The organism is Enterobacter cloacae complex sp. Mu1197 (assembly GCF_040059225.1).
Lineage (GTDB): Bacteria > Pseudomonadota > Gammaproteobacteria > Enterobacterales > Enterobacteriaceae > Enterobacter > Enterobacter quasiroggenkampii.
Window position 1 is genome coordinate 3,035,314 of sequence record NZ_CP157375.1, and the last position, 13,660, is coordinate 3,048,973.

The following is a 13,660-nucleotide window of genomic DNA, read 5'->3' on the forward strand; positions in this document are numbered from 1 at the left end:
AGAACGCAGATTTTTCTCTGAAGCTGGCGCGCAAATTTGCGACGCGGCGGTGCTTTTTATTCGGTCTGACCCGCACGATCGTTTACCATAGTGACGTCATTTTTTAACAGGATGGTATTACTGGTGTCTGACTCTGCCGCTCGCCCGACTTTTTTGTTCCACGATTACGAAACCTTTGGCACGCACCCGGCGCTGGACCGACCGGCGCAGTTTGCCGCCATCCGTACCGACGACGAATTCAACATCATTGGCGAGCCCGAGGTCTTTTACTGCAAGCCTGCGGATGACTATCTGCCGCAGCCCGGCGCGGTCATGGTCACCGGGATCACCCCTCAGGAAGCGCGGGAAAAAGGCGTTAACGAGGCAGAATTCGCCCGACGCATCCACGACTTGTTTACCGTCCCCAATACCTGCGTGGTCGGTTATAACAACATCCGCTTCGATGACGAAGTGACGCGCAACATCTTCTATCGTAACTTCTACGATCCCTATGCCTGGAGCTGGCAGAACCGCAATTCGCGCTGGGATTTGCTCGACATCATGCGCGCCTGCTACGCCCTGCGTCCTGAGGGCATTCACTGGCCGGAAAATGAGGAAGGGCTGACCAGCTTCCGGCTGGAACACCTGACGCGCGCCAACGGCATTGAGCACAGCAATGCCCACGACGCGATGGCGGACGTCTATGCCACCATTGCCATGGCGAAGCTGGTGAAAAGCGCACAGCCCCGGCTGTTTGAGTATCTGCTGAGCCATCGCAGCAAGCAGAAGCTTATGACCCTTATCGACGTACCGCAGATGAAACCCCTGGTGCATATTTCCGGCATGTTTGGCGCCTGGCGCGGCAATACCAGCTGGGTCGCGCCGCTGGCGTGGCATCCGGACAACCGTAATGCGGTCATCATGGTGGATTTGGCGGGCGATATTTCACCGCTGCTGGAGCTCGACAGCGATACCCTGCGTGAAAGGCTGTACACGCCGAAGAATGAACTCGGCGATCTGCCTGCGGTGCCGGTCAAGCTGGTGCATATCAATAAATGTCCGGTACTGGCGCAGGCGAATACGCTGCGCCCGGAAGATGCGGACAGACTCGGCATTAACCGCCAGCACTGCCTCGATAATCTCAAAGTGCTGCGTGAAAATCCGCAGGTGCGCGAGAAAGTCGTGGCCATTTTTGCCGAAGCCGAGCCGTTCGTGTCGTCTGAAAACGTGGACGCCCAACTCTATAACGGTTTCTTCAGCGATGCCGATCGCGCGGCCATGAATATCGTTCTGCAAACCGAGCCGCGCAACTTACCGGCGCTGGATATCACCTTCGCCGATAAGCGCATCGAAAAGCTGATGTTTAATTACCGCGCGCGTAATTACCCGGGAACCCTGGATGAAGCAGAGCAGGAACGCTGGCTGCAGCACCGTCGTAACGTGTTTACGCCAGAGTATCTGCACAATTATGCCCAGGAGCTGGAAATGCTTTATGGCCAGTATGAAGGGAATGCTGAGAAACAGGCGCTGCTGAAATCCCTGTTCCAGTACGCGCAAGAGATAGTTTGAACGATGGGTATAAAAAAACCGGAGGCGATCGATGTCTCCGGCTTTTTTTTGCCCGGTGGCGCTGCGCTTACGCGGGCCTACGGGGTATGTAGGTCGGGTAAGGCGTAGCCGCCACCCGACACAGTCTTACGCGACGTCTTCGTACTGCGGAACCGGGTTACGGAAGCTCTTCGTGACACAGGCCAGGTATACCAAACCGATAGCACCCCAGATCAGACCCAGAACCATAGAGCTCTCTTCCAGGTTAATCCACAGCGCGCCCACGGTCAGGGCACCACACACTGGCAGCACCAGATAGTTGAAGTGGTCTTTCAGCGTTTTGTTGCGTTTCTCACGGATCCAGAACTGTGAGATCACGGAGAGGTTAACGAAGGTAAACGCCACCAGCGCGCCGAAGTTAATCAGCGCGGTCGCCGTCACCAGGTCGAATTTAATCGCCAGAAGGGCAATAGCGCCAACCAGCAGCACGTTCCATGCCGGAGTACGCCATTTCGGATGAACGTAACCGAAGAAACGGGTCGGGAATACGCCGTCACGGCCCATCACGTACATCAGACGAGAAACACCTGCGTGTGCCGCCATGCCGGACGCCAGTACGGTCACGCTGGAGAAGATCAGCACGCCCCACTGGAAGGTTTTACCCGCAACATACAGCATGATTTCAGGTTGTGATGCATCCGGATCTTTAAAGCGAGAGATGTCCGGGAAGTACAGTTGCAGGAAATAGGAAGCCCCAATAAAGATCAGGCCACCAATCAGCGCTGTCAGGAAGATCGCTTTCGGGATCACGCGCTCAGCATCTTTGGTCTCTTCGGACAGAGAAGAGATACCGTCAAAGCCCAGGAACGAGAAGCACAGAATCGTCGCACCGGTAATCATCGGCACAACGTGCGCACCTTCAGACCAGAATGGACGCGTGCTGGTCAGCGTACCTGCACCTTCACCGTGAGAAACACCGTAGATGATCAGGCCAACGATAACCGCCACAATGCCCATCTGCAGAATAACAATCAGGGTGTTGAAGTTCGCCACGGTCTTGATGCTGCGCAGGTTAGAGATGGTCATAAAGGCCACCAGCGCGACAACGAAGATCCACGATGGAACAGAAGGCACCAGCGCTTCGAAGTAAATTTTTGCCAGCAGAATGTTGATCATCGGCATGAACAGATAGTCCAGCAGAGATGACCAGCCCACCATAAAGCCAACCGCCGGGCTGATGGATTTTTGGGCATAGGTGTAGGCAGAGCCTGCAGACGGGAAACGGCGAACCAGTTTACCGTAGCTCAGCGCAGTAAAGAGAATGGCGACCAGCGCAAAGGCGTATGCCGTTGCCACATGACCGTCGGTGAGGCCCGATACGATACCGAATGTATCGAACAGCGTCATCGGTTGCATATAGGCCAGGCCCATCATAACAACCGGAATCAACGTAAGCGTTTTACGTAATTCCACGCGAGAGGTGTTTGGAGTTGCGTTATGCGACATAGTTAATCTCCTTTACGGTGATAACCGCCACGTAAGCGAAAAATTGCCCCATTTCTTTCTTCCTCAGCGACAACAACTGTCGGATTTTAGTAAATATCTATCCGGTACGAAGCCCGGCCTCTTGGTTTTTAGTTTCGTTTCGTACATGCAAAAAAAAATAACCGACGCCTTTTATATCGTCGATTATTCATTTGGTTGCAGCGGCCGCATTTTGCCCCACATCGGATACAAAAGGCAATACTTTGCAACGCAGCGGGTAATTTTCTTTTTTCTAACTGGCTGATTTCTCGGCACTGCCCTGAGCATATACAGCAGCGATAGCACTATTTGCTAAAATTTCGTCCCGCCACCATGCGCTGGCGAGCCCGGCGGTTTGCTCATTCCAGCCCACCCATACCGATTCATGGCTGTTTTGAGCAAGTACCTGTTTTTCAACAAGCGCACCGCTGTCAATGTACCGCTGTGCCAGATAGCGGGGTAAATAGCCGCAGCCCAGCCCGCTGATTTGCAGCTCCAGCTTGGTTTTAAAGTCGAAAACGGTGATGGCCTCCTGCTCGTCAAGCAGCTGCGAGGAAACCGCACATTCCGGGCGAGAGCTGTCCCCGACCACGATGGCGCGGTAGCCTTTAATCACGCGGCGGTTAAGCGGCTCAGTTTCCTGAGCCAGCGGATGATGGGGCGCTACGGCAAACACCTGCTCCAGCACGCCCAGACGCGCAAAGCCAAACTCACTCAACTGGGGAGGCTCGTGGAGTGCACCGACAAAAATATCCGCCCTGCCCTGGGTTAGGGCATCCCAGGAGCCCCCCAGCACGCCGTTGATAAAGATCAGCCGCGTCACGCTGTGGTGTTGATAGAAAGCCTCAATCAGCGGCGTCAGGAGAGAAAACGGGAAAGTGTCATCCACGCCAATCACCAGCTCGTTTTCCCATCCCTGGTGAAGTTTGACGGCCTGTTTTTCGAGTTCACGAACGGTATGGAGGACTTCACGGCCTTTTTCCAGCAGCATCTGTCCGGTGCGGGTAAAACGGGCGCGATGCCCGGAGCGATCGAGGATCTGGATATTGAGGTCGCTTTCCAGTTTTTGGACGGTATAGCTCAGGGCCGAAGGGGTTTTGTAGAGCTTTGCCGACGCAGCGGCAAAGCTCCCCTCTTTTTCCAGTGCATCCAGAATAATAAGAACATCCAGCAGCGGTTTCATGCTCGCCCCCTTTCGGTGTGCGACGGTCTCCGCTGCGGGATTTATTCCATGGGCATCACCAGCGGATCGGGATACTGATACTCAAACCCCAGCTCATGACAAATGCGATTGCCATCAACAATTTTGCCTTTACTGCCATCCTTTGCCTCACCAAAGACCGGCGGAGCCAGGCCCAACTGACGTGCCATCAGCGGGTAAAACGTGCTGCGCGCCGGATGAGACGGTGCACATATATTATAGATGTGTCCGCCTTTCGGAGCCTGTAAGAGTAGCTCAATCGCGCCAACCACATCATCAAGATGCACAAGATTGACAACATGTTGGCCATCTGGCGCCGACTTCCCGGCAAAAAAACGTCCAGGATGACGACCCGGGCCTACCAGCCCCGCCAGACGTACGATATCAACCTGAGTGCCTGGAAGATGATGCAGCCAGTCTTCCAGCTCTTTCAGAACCTGACCGCTCGCCGTAACGGGACGGCGCTCGGAAGTCTCTTTTACTACGCCCTCAACCTCACCATAGACCGACGTCGAGCTGGTAAAAATAATGCGCGGAACATGATGCGCCAGCGCGCTGTCGACAATCTCCTGCATCGCCTGCAGGTAAAATGATTCGCCCGGGCCGCTGCGCCGCGCGGGTAGCGTAATCACCAGCGCATCGACGTTCATCAGGGTGTCCAGATCGTCCGCATCACACACCAGTTCCGGCTCCAGACGCAGTTCAACGCCATCAATACCGCACATGCGCGCCGCTTCGACCCCATCTCGGGTGGTCTTACTCCCGGTCACCTGCCAGCCTTTCGCGGCTAATGACATCGCCAGCGGCATTCCCAGCCATCCTAAACCGACAATCGCGACCTTTTTCATGCGAATTCTCCTGACTCTTACTCGTCTTTCATAAGGCTACGCCAGCCCGGCAGAACACACAATTCATAGCATCAATATGAAATGAATTAATGATCAAAAAAAGCCCTTGCAATATGTCGTACAACTGGTTTAGGTTAAAAGACATCAAATGAATAAGCATTCATCGAGAATTTATATGACACGCGTTCAATTTAAACACCACCATCATCACCATCATCCTGACTAGTCTTTCAGGCGATGTGTGCTGGAAGACGTTTGGATCTTCCAGTGGTGCATGAACGCATGAAAAAGCCCCCGGAAGATCTTCTTCCGGGGGCTTTTTTTTGGACCGAATTCAGACAGGTTAAAACAGGTTAACGAGGAATAAAGAATGTTAGATAACTCACGTTTACGCATAGCTATTCAAAAATCAGGCCGTTTGAGTGACGATTCACGCGAACTGCTGGCCCGCTGCGGGATTAAAATTAACCTGCACACCCAGCGCCTGATTGCTCTGGCTGAAAACATGCCCATCGACATTCTGCGCGTGCGTGATGACGATATTCCCGGCCTGGTCATGGATGGCGTCGTTGACCTCGGCATCATCGGCGAAAACGTACTGGAAGAAGAGCTGCTGACCCGCCGCGCGCAGGGCGAAGATCCGCGTTACTTCACCCTGCGTCGTCTGGACTTCGGCGGCTGCCGCCTGTCGCTGGCAACGCCGGTTGATGAAGCGTGGGACGGCCCGGCCGCGCTGAACGGCAAACGTATCGCCACCTCCTACCCTCACCTGTTAAAGCGCTATCTGGATCAGAAAGGCGTGCAATTTAAATCCTGTCTGCTGAACGGTTCTGTTGAAGTGGCGCCGCGTGCGGGTCTGGCGGACGCCATCTGTGACCTGGTCTCTACCGGCGCGACGCTGGAAGCGAACGGTCTGCGCGAAGTGGAGGTGATCTACCGCTCCAAAGCGTGCCTGATTCAGCGTGACGGCGAGATGGCCGACGCTAAGCAGCAGCTGATCGACAAACTGCTGACCCGTATTCAGGGCGTCATTCAGGCGCGTGAATCCAAATACATCATGATGCACGCCCCAACCGAGCGTCTGGATGAAGTCATTGCCCTGCTGCCGGGCGCCGAGCGCCCAACCATCCTGCCGCTGGCGGGCGATCAGCAGCGCGTGGCGATGCACATGGTGAGCAGCGAAACCCTGTTCTGGGAAACCATGGAAAAACTGAAGGCGCTGGGCGCAAGCTCCATCCTGGTGCTGCCGATTGAGAAGATGATGGAGTAATGGCCATGAGCTTTAACACAATCATCGACTGGAATACCTGTAGCGACGCACAGCAGCGCGAGCTGCTGATGCGCCCGGCGATTTCCGCCTCTGAAAGCATCTCGCGCACCGTGGCGGAGATCCTGGATAACGTCAAAGCCCGCGGCGATGACGCGCTGCGTGAATACAGTGCAAAGTTTGATAAGACGGAAGTTGGCGCATTACAGGTTACCGAGCAGGAAATGACTGATGCCAGCAAGCGTCTGGGAGATGACATCAAGCAGGCGATGGCCGTTGCGGTGAAAAACATTGATACTTTCCACACCGCGCAAAAGCTGCAGACCGTAGATGTGGAAACCCTGCCCGGCGTGCGTTGCCAGCAGGTAACCCGCCCGGTTGCGTCGGTCGGCCTCTATATTCCTGGCGGCTCTGCCCCGCTTTTCTCCACCGTACTGATGCTGGCGACCCCCGCGCGCATTGCCGGGTGTCAGAAAGTGGTGCTGTGCTCACCGCCACCGATTGCCGACGAGATCCTGTATGCGGCGAAGCTGTGCGGCGTGCAGGCGGTCTATAAAGTGGGCGGCGCGCAGGCGATATCCGCCCTGGCATTCGGCACGGAATCCATTCCCAAGGTCGACAAAATCTTTGGCCCTGGCAATGCGTATGTGACCGAGGCTAAGCGCCAGGTCAGCCAGCGTCTGGACGGCGCGGCCATCGATATGCCTGCCGGCCCGTCTGAGGTGCTGGTGATTGCCGACAGCGGCGCCACGCCGGATTTCGTCGCGTCCGACCTGCTTTCCCAGGCGGAACACGGCCCGGACTCGCAGGTTATCCTGCTGACGCCGGATGCCGATATGGCGAAACGCGTGGGCGAGGCCGTGGAGCGTCAGCTTGCCGATCTGCCCCGCGCCGACACGGCACGCCAGGCGTTAGCGGCCAGCCGCCTGATTGTGGCGCGCGATCTTGAGCAGTGCATTGCCATTTCTAACCAGTACGGCCCGGAGCACCTGATTATTCAGACCCGCAATGCGCGCGATCTGGTCGACAGCATTACCAGCGCGGGCTCGGTGTTCCTTGGCGACTGGTCCCCGGAGTCCGCGGGCGATTACGCCTCCGGCACCAACCACGTGCTGCCAACGTATGGCTATACCTCAACCTGTTCCAGCCTGGGACTGGCGGATTTCCAGAAACGCATGACCGTGCAGGAACTCTCCCGCGAAGGGTTTGCCTCACTGGCGTCCACCATTGAAACTCTGGCCGCCGCCGAGCGTCTGACCGCCCACAAAAATGCCGTTACGCTGCGCGTTGCAGCCCTGAAGGAGCAAGCATGAACATTGAAGAATTAGCCCGCGAAAATGTCCGTCGCCTGACGCCCTATCAGTCTGCGCGTCGTCTGGGCGGCAAAGGGGATGTCTGGCTGAACGCCAACGAATATCCAACGGCGGTGCAGTTTGAGCTGTCGCAGCAAACGCTGAACCGTTATCCGGAGTGTCAGCCGAAGGCGGTAATCGAAAACTACGCGCAGTATGCTGGCGTGAAGCCAGAGCAGGTGCTGGTCAGCCGCGGCGCGGATGAGGGCATTGAGCTGCTGATCCGCGCGTTCTGCGAGCCCGGCAAAGACGCCGTCATGTACTGCCAGCCGACCTACGGCATGTACAGCGTCAGCGCGGAAACCTTTGGGGTGGCGTGCCGCAACGTGCTCTCCCTGGAGAACTGGCAGCTGGATCTGCAGGGCATTGCCGACAATCTTGACGGCGTAAAAGTCGTCTTTGTCTGTAGCCCAAACAACCCGACCGGCCAGATTATTAACCCACAGGATATCCGAACCCTGCTGGAGATGACGCGCGGAAAAGCGCTGGTGGTCGCCGACGAAGCCTACATCGAGTTCTGCCCGCAGGCAACGCTGGCAGGCTGGCTGGAAGAGTATCCGCACCTGGTGGTGCTGCGTACGCTGTCGAAGGCTTTCGCCCTCGCGGGTCTGCGCTGCGGATTCACCCTGGCGAATAAAGAGGTCATCGACCTGCTGCTGAAGGTGATCGCTCCGTACCCCCTCTCGACGCCGGTTGCCGATATTGCGGCACAGGCGCTGACGCCTCAGGGGATTAACGCGATGCGCGAGCGCGTGGCGCAAATCCTGGAGGAACGTCAGTACCTGGTGACCGCCCTGAAGGATATCCCGTGCGTGGAGCAGGTATTCGACTCGGAAACCAACTACATCCTGGTGCGCTTTACCGCCTCCAGCGCCGTATTTAAATCTTTGTGGGATCAGGGCATTATCTTACGAGACCAGAATAAACAACCTTCTCTGAGCGGATGCCTGCGCATTACCGTCGGCACCCGCGCAGAGAGCCAGCGCGTCATTGACGCCCTGAAAGCGGAGAAAGTATGACCCAGAAGATCCTTTTCATCGATCGTGACGGCACCCTTATTTCGGAGCCACCAGCTGATTTTCAGGTCGACCGATTCGACAAGCTGGCGTTTGAACCTGACGTGATCCCGGTGCTGCTCAAGCTGCAAAAAGCCGGATACAAGCTGGTGATGATCACCAACCAGGACGGTCTGGGTACCGACAGCTTCCCGCAGGCAGACTTTGACGGCCCGCATAATTTAATGATGCAGGTGCTGACCTCTCAGGGCGTGGTGTTTGATGAAGTGCTGATTTGCCCGCACATGCCAGCCGACGAGTGTGACTGCCGTAAGCCAAAGGTGAAGCTGGTCGAGCGCTATCTGGCAGAGGATGTGCTGGATAAGGCTAACAGCTATGTCATCGGCGATCGCATCACTGATATTACGCTCGCGGAAAACATGGGCATCGCGGGGCTTCGCTACGACCGCAACAACCTTAACTGGGCGATGATTGGCGAACAGCTGACAAAACGTGACCGCTACTCGCACGTTGAACGTAACACCAAAGAGACGCAGATTGATGTGAAGGTCTGGCTGGACCGCGAAGGCGGCAGCAAGATCCACACCGGCGTGGGTTTCTTCGACCACATGCTGGACCAGATTGCCACCCACGGCGGTTTCCGCATGGAGATCACGGTAAAAGGCGATCTTTATATTGACGATCACCACACCGTGGAAGATACCGGCCTGGCGCTGGGTGAAGCCCTCAAGCTGGCGCTCGGTGATAAACGCGGCATCAACCGTTTTGGCTTTGTCCTGCCGATGGACGAGTGTCTGGCGCGCTGTGCGATGGATATCTCCGGTCGCCCGCACCTGGAATATAAAGCAGACTTCAATTACCAGCGCGTGGGCGATCTGAGCACCGAAATGGTGGAGCACTTCTTCCGTTCATTGTCCTACACCATGGGCCTGACGCTGCACCTGAAGACCAAAGGCAAGAACGACCACCACCGCGTAGAGAGTCTCTTCAAGGCCTTCGGCCGCACGCTGCGCCAGGCAATCCGCGTGGAAGGTGACGCCCTGCCCTCATCAAAAGGAGTCCTGTAATGAACGTGGTGATTCTGGATACCGGATGCGCCAACCTGAACTCCGTAAAGTCGGCGATTGCGCGCCACGGCTACGAGCCGGTGGTCAGCCGTGACCCGGACGTGGTGCTACGTGCCGATAAGTTATTCCTGCCGGGCGTGGGCACTGCGCAGGCGGCGATGGATCAGATCCACGCGCGCGAGCTGGTCGATCTCATCAAGGCTTGTACCCAGCCGGTGCTGGGGATTTGCCTGGGCATGCAGATTCTTGGCCGCCGCAGCGAAGAGAATAACGGCGTTGATCTGCTGGGCATTATCGACGAAGACGTGCCGAAGATGACCGACCACGGTCTGCCTCTGCCGCATATGGGCTGGAACCGCGTGTACGCCAAAGCGGGCGACAGGCTTTTTCGCGGCATTGAAGACGGCGCGTATTTTTACTTCGTACACAGCTACGCCATGCCGGTGAACGCGAATACGATCGCCCAGTGCACTTACGGCGAGGCATTTACCGCAGCCGTGCAGAAAGACAATTTCTTCGGCGTACAGTTTCACCCGGAGCGCTCAGGCGCCGCGGGCGCGCAGCTGCTGAAAAACTTCCTGGAGATGTGATGATTATTCCCGCGTTAGATTTAATTGGTGGCACGGTTGTCCGTCTTCATCAGGGCGATTACGGGCAGCAGCGAGACTACGGAAACGATCCGCTGCCGCGTCTGCAGGATTATGCCGCCCAGGGGGCTCAGGTGCTGCATCTGGTCGATTTAACAGGTGCGAAAGACCCGGCAAAACGCCAGATCCCTCTGCTGAAAAATCTGGTTGCCAGTGTTGATGTGCCGGTACAGGTGGGCGGCGGCGTACGTACAGAAGATGACGTTGCGGCACTGCTGGACGCGGGCGTAGCGCGCGTGGTGGTCGGTTCAACCGCGGTGAAAGAGCCTGAGATCGTAAAAGGCTGGTTCCGCCGCTTTGGCGCCGACGCGCTGGTACTGGCGTTGGACGTGCGCATTGATGAACAAGGTAATAAGCAGGTGGCGGTCAGCGGCTGGCAGGAAAACTCCGGCGTGACGCTGGAGGCGCTGGTCGAGATGTATCTCCCCGTTGGCCTGAAGCACGTGCTGTGCACGGATATCTCCCGTGACGGCACGCTGGCGGGCTCCAACGTCTCGCTGTATGAAGAGATCTGCGCGCGTTATCCGCAGGTGGCGTTCCAGTCTTCGGGCGGAATTGGTGATTTAAACGATATTGCCGCGCTGCGCGGAACGGGCGTGCAGGGCGTGATTGTGGGCCGAGCCCTGCTGGAAGGTAAATTTACGGTGACGGAGGCGATTCAATGCTGGCAAAACGGATAATCCCTTGCCTGGACGTACGTGACGGCCAGGTCGTGAAAGGCGTGCAGTTCCGCAACCACGAGATCATTGGCGACATCGTCCCGCTGGCAAAACGCTATGCCGATGAAGGCGCAGACGAGCTGGTGTTCTACGATATTACCGCCTCCAGCGATGGACGCGTGGTGGACAAAAGCTGGGTGGCGCGCGTGGCGGAAGTGATCGATATTCCGTTCTGCGTGGCGGGCGGGATTAAATCCGCTGACGATGCGGCCCAAATTCTCTCGTTTGGTGCCGACAAGATTTCCATCAACTCTCCTGCCCTGGCCGACCCGGAGTTGATTACTCGCCTCGCCGATCGTTTTGGCGTGCAGTGTATTGTGGTTGGGATCGACACCTGGTATGACGTCGCAACGGGCAAGTACCACGTCAATCAATATACGGGTGACGAAAGCCGCACGCGCGTAACGCAGTGGGAAACGCTCGACTGGGTGCAGGAAGTGCAGAAGCGTGGCGCGGGCGAGATTGTCCTCAACATGATGAACCAGGATGGCGTGCGTAACGGGTATGACCTTGAGCAGCTGAAAAAAGTCCGTGCAGTCTGCCACGTTCCGCTGATTGCCTCCGGCGGCGCGGGCACCATGGAACATTTCCTCGAAGCCTTCCGCGATGCTAACGTAGACGGCGCGCTGGCCGCTTCCGTGTTCCACAAACAGATTATTAATATTGGTGAGTTAAAAACGTACCTGGCCGACCAGGGCGTGGAGATCAGGGTATGTTAACAGAGCAACAACAGGCGCAGCTGGACTGGGAAAAAACGGATGGATTACTGCCGGTGGTTGTCCAGCATGCCATCTCAGGCGAAGTGCTGATGCTGGGCTATATGAACCAGGACGCGCTGGCGAAAACGATCGAAAGCGGCAAAGTGACGTTTTACTCCCGCACGAAACAGCGCCTGTGGACCAAGGGTGAAACCTCGGGTCATTTCCTGAACGTGGTCAGCATTACGCCTGACTGCGATAACGATACTCTGCTGGTGCTGGCAAACCCAATCGGCCCGACCTGCCATAAGGGCACCAGCAGTTGCTTCGGCGAGGCGAGTCATCAGTGGCTATTCCTGTATCAACTGGAGCAACTGCTGGCAGAACGTAAAACGGCAGATCCTGAGAGTTCTTATACTGCGAAGCTGTACGCCAGCGGCACCAAGCGAATTGCGCAGAAGGTGGGTGAAGAAGGCGTTGAGACTGCGCTGGCCGCGACCGTGCATGACCGCGAGGAGCTGACGAATGAAGCCTCTGATTTGGTGTATCACCTGCTGGTGCTCCTGCAGGATCAGGCGCTGGATTTGACGGCGGTGATTGAGAATTTACGTAAAAGACATAAATAAACATCCTACCGGGGGAGCGCTCGCTCCCCTTTTCCTGTAATAAAGCAGTTATCATTCCTTCCGTGAGCGGGTATCATCAGCCGATAGTGTAAACGCACGATTTTATGCGTTAAGAGTTACTCATTTAACATTGAGGTTGAAGATGAAATTTCTGGTCACCGGCGCTGCCGGCTTTATCGGTTTCCACGTCAGCGAGCGCCTGCTGCAGGCAGGACATCAGGTTGTAGGAATTGATAACCTTAATGACTATTACGATGTCAATCTGAAGCAAGCACGACTGGATCTGCTTACGTCCGACAATTTCACTTTTCATAAGCTGGATCTGGCCGATCGCGAAGGGATGGCCTCGTTGTTTGCTGCTGAGAAGTTTGACCGCGTGATCCACCTCGCCGCGCAGGCTGGCGTACGTTACTCTCTGGAAAATCCGCACGCTTATGCGCAATCAAACCTTATCGGCCATCTCAACGTACTGGAAGGCTGCCGACACAACAAGGTGCAGCATTTACTGTATGCTTCTTCCAGCTCTGTTTACGGCCTGAACCGAAAGATGCCGTTCTCCACCGATGACTCGGTTGATCACCCGGTTTCCTTGTATGCCGCGACGAAAAAATCCAACGAACTGATGTCGCATACCTACTCTCATCTTTACAATCTGCCGACGACCGGCCTGCGCTTTTTCACCGTGTATGGGCCATGGGGCCGTCCGGACATGGCGCTGTTTAAATTTACTAAGGCCATGATTGAAGGCAAAAGTATTGATGTTTACAACTATGGCAAGATGAAGCGCGACTTCACTTATATCGATGATATTGTTGAAGCTATTATTCGCCTCCAGGATGTTATCCCTCAGGCCGATGCGAACTGGACCGTTGAAACAGGGTCCCCGGCGACCAGCTCTGCGCCGTACCGTGTTTACAACATTGGCAACAGTGCGCCAGTAGAGCTGATGGATTACATCACCGCGCTGGAAGAAGCGTTAGGCAAAGAAGCGGATAAAAATATGATGCCTGTTCAGCCAGGTGACGTGCTCGAAACAAGCGCGGATACCACGGCGCTCTATGACGTGATTGGGTTTAAGCCGAAAACGTCGGTGAAGGAAGGGGTGAAGAATTTTGTGGACTGGTATCGGGCTTTTTATAAGCTTTAAAACTATACACAGGCATAATAT

The 13,660-nt window shown here is 56.0% G+C and carries 14 protein-coding genes and 1 other annotated feature; of the genes, 11 read left to right on the forward strand and 3 right to left on the reverse strand.

What is annotated here, in order from left to right:
• Window positions 1-120 precede the first annotated feature (120 nt).
• A complete protein-coding gene (gene sbcB / locus ABFV38_RS14335; protein ID WP_348959424.1) occupies window positions 121-1,548 on the forward strand; it encodes an exodeoxyribonuclease I in 1,428 nt (475 codons plus the stop codon).
• Between the two features lie 126 nt (window positions 1,549-1,674).
• Here sbcB and ABFV38_RS14340 read toward each other — a convergent pair whose 3' ends face one another.
• From ABFV38_RS14340 to ABFV38_RS14350, 3 genes are all read right to left on the reverse strand, one after another.
• Entirely contained in the window at window positions 1,675-3,033 is a 1,359-nt protein-coding gene (locus ABFV38_RS14340; RefSeq protein ID WP_023336236.1) for an APC family permease, read from the reverse strand.
• Between the two features lie 271 nt (window positions 3,034-3,304).
• Complete coding sequence (locus ABFV38_RS14345) at window positions 3,305-4,234, reverse strand: LysR substrate-binding domain-containing protein (protein WP_063622054.1); 930 nt, start codon at window positions 4,232-4,234, stop codon at window positions 3,305-3,307.
• 41 nt (window positions 4,235-4,275) lie between these two features.
• Window positions 4,276-5,100: an SDR family oxidoreductase gene (locus ABFV38_RS14350; protein ID WP_045908599.1), complete on the reverse strand. Its 825-nt coding sequence runs from the start codon at window positions 5,098-5,100 to the stop codon at window positions 4,276-4,278.
• Window positions 5,101-5,275: 175 nt separating this feature from the next.
• Between ABFV38_RS14350 and hisL the strand changes: the two genes are divergently transcribed.
• From hisL to ABFV38_RS14400, 10 genes are all read left to right on the forward strand, one after another.
• Entirely contained in the window at window positions 5,276-5,326 is a 51-nt protein-coding gene (gene hisL / locus ABFV38_RS14355; protein ID WP_001364200.1) for a his operon leader peptide, read from the forward strand.
• Window positions 5,302-5,425 (forward strand) — a sequence feature (His leader region). It overlaps the preceding gene by 25 nt.
• A gap of 45 nt (window positions 5,426-5,470) precedes the next feature.
• Window positions 5,471-6,370 carry an ATP phosphoribosyltransferase gene (hisG, locus tag ABFV38_RS14360; protein ID WP_000886595.1) on the forward strand — a complete coding sequence of 300 codons (900 nt, stop codon included), beginning with the start codon at window positions 5,471-5,473 and terminating at the stop codon, window positions 6,368-6,370.
• 5 nt (window positions 6,371-6,375) lie between these two features.
• Complete coding sequence (hisD, locus tag ABFV38_RS14365; protein ID WP_348957459.1) at window positions 6,376-7,680, forward strand: histidinol dehydrogenase; 1,305 nt, start codon at window positions 6,376-6,378, stop codon at window positions 7,678-7,680.
• On the forward strand, window positions 7,677-8,738 hold the full coding sequence (gene hisC / locus ABFV38_RS14370; protein WP_021241431.1) for a histidinol-phosphate transaminase: 1,062 nt from the start codon (window positions 7,677-7,679) through the stop codon (window positions 8,736-8,738). The genes hisD and hisC overlap by 4 nt, the downstream gene beginning before the upstream one ends.
• Window positions 8,735-9,802: a bifunctional histidinol-phosphatase/imidazoleglycerol-phosphate dehydratase HisB gene (hisB, locus tag ABFV38_RS14375; RefSeq protein WP_111968055.1), complete on the forward strand. Its 1,068-nt coding sequence runs from the start codon at window positions 8,735-8,737 to the stop codon at window positions 9,800-9,802. The genes hisC and hisB overlap by 4 nt, the downstream gene beginning before the upstream one ends.
• On the forward strand, window positions 9,802-10,392 hold the full coding sequence (hisH, locus tag ABFV38_RS14380; protein ID WP_045908601.1) for an imidazole glycerol phosphate synthase subunit HisH: 591 nt from the start codon (window positions 9,802-9,804) through the stop codon (window positions 10,390-10,392). The genes hisB and hisH overlap by 1 nt, the downstream gene beginning before the upstream one ends.
• A complete protein-coding gene (gene hisA, locus ABFV38_RS14385) occupies window positions 10,392-11,129 on the forward strand; it encodes a 1-(5-phosphoribosyl)-5-[(5-phosphoribosylamino)methylideneamino]imidazole-4-carboxamide isomerase (RefSeq protein WP_235404689.1) in 738 nt (245 codons plus the stop codon). Before hisH ends, hisA begins: the two co-directional genes overlap by 1 nt.
• The gene (gene hisF / locus ABFV38_RS14390) at window positions 11,111-11,887 is read left to right on the forward strand and encodes an imidazole glycerol phosphate synthase subunit HisF (RefSeq protein ID WP_061714814.1); all 777 of its coding nucleotides are present in this window, start codon (window positions 11,111-11,113) and stop codon (window positions 11,885-11,887) included. The genes hisA and hisF overlap by 19 nt, the downstream gene beginning before the upstream one ends.
• Window positions 11,881-12,492 carry a bifunctional phosphoribosyl-AMP cyclohydrolase/phosphoribosyl-ATP diphosphatase HisIE gene (hisIE, locus tag ABFV38_RS14395; RefSeq protein ID WP_048223968.1) on the forward strand — a complete coding sequence of 204 codons (612 nt, stop codon included), beginning with the start codon at window positions 11,881-11,883 and terminating at the stop codon, window positions 12,490-12,492. The genes hisF and hisIE overlap by 7 nt, the downstream gene beginning before the upstream one ends.
• A gap of 142 nt (window positions 12,493-12,634) precedes the next feature.
• Window positions 12,635-13,639 carry an NAD-dependent epimerase gene (locus tag ABFV38_RS14400; RefSeq protein ID WP_235404688.1) on the forward strand — a complete coding sequence of 335 codons (1,005 nt, stop codon included), beginning with the start codon at window positions 12,635-12,637 and terminating at the stop codon, window positions 13,637-13,639.
• The last annotated feature ends 21 nt before the right edge of the window (window positions 13,640-13,660 follow it).

Coding starts and splice junctions, on each gene's coding strand:
- ABFV38_RS14340 (WP_023336236.1), bottom strand. CDS start 3,033: ATGTCGCATAACGCAACTCCAAACACCTCTCGCGTGGAATTACGTAAA.
- ABFV38_RS14345 (WP_063622054.1), bottom strand. CDS start 4,234: ATGAAACCGCTGCTGGATGTTCTTATTATTCTGGATGCACTGGAAAAA.
- ABFV38_RS14350 (WP_045908599.1), bottom strand. CDS start 5,100: ATGAAAAAGGTCGCGATTGTCGGTTTAGGATGGCTGGGAATGCCGCTG.
- hisG (WP_000886595.1), top strand. CDS start 5,471: ATGTTAGATAACTCACGTTTACGCATAGCTATTCAAAAATCAGGCCGT.
- hisD (WP_348957459.1), top strand. CDS start 6,376: ATGAGCTTTAACACAATCATCGACTGGAATACCTGTAGCGACGCACAG.
- hisC (WP_021241431.1), top strand. CDS start 7,677: ATGAACATTGAAGAATTAGCCCGCGAAAATGTCCGTCGCCTGACGCCC.
- hisB (WP_111968055.1), top strand. CDS start 8,735: ATGACCCAGAAGATCCTTTTCATCGATCGTGACGGCACCCTTATTTCG.
- hisH (WP_045908601.1), top strand. CDS start 9,802: ATGAACGTGGTGATTCTGGATACCGGATGCGCCAACCTGAACTCCGTA.
- hisA (WP_235404689.1), top strand. CDS start 10,392: ATGATTATTCCCGCGTTAGATTTAATTGGTGGCACGGTTGTCCGTCTT.
- hisF (WP_061714814.1), top strand. CDS start 11,111: ATGCTGGCAAAACGGATAATCCCTTGCCTGGACGTACGTGACGGCCAG.
- hisIE (WP_048223968.1), top strand. CDS start 11,881: ATGTTAACAGAGCAACAACAGGCGCAGCTGGACTGGGAAAAAACGGAT.
- ABFV38_RS14400 (WP_235404688.1), top strand. CDS start 12,635: ATGAAATTTCTGGTCACCGGCGCTGCCGGCTTTATCGGTTTCCACGTC.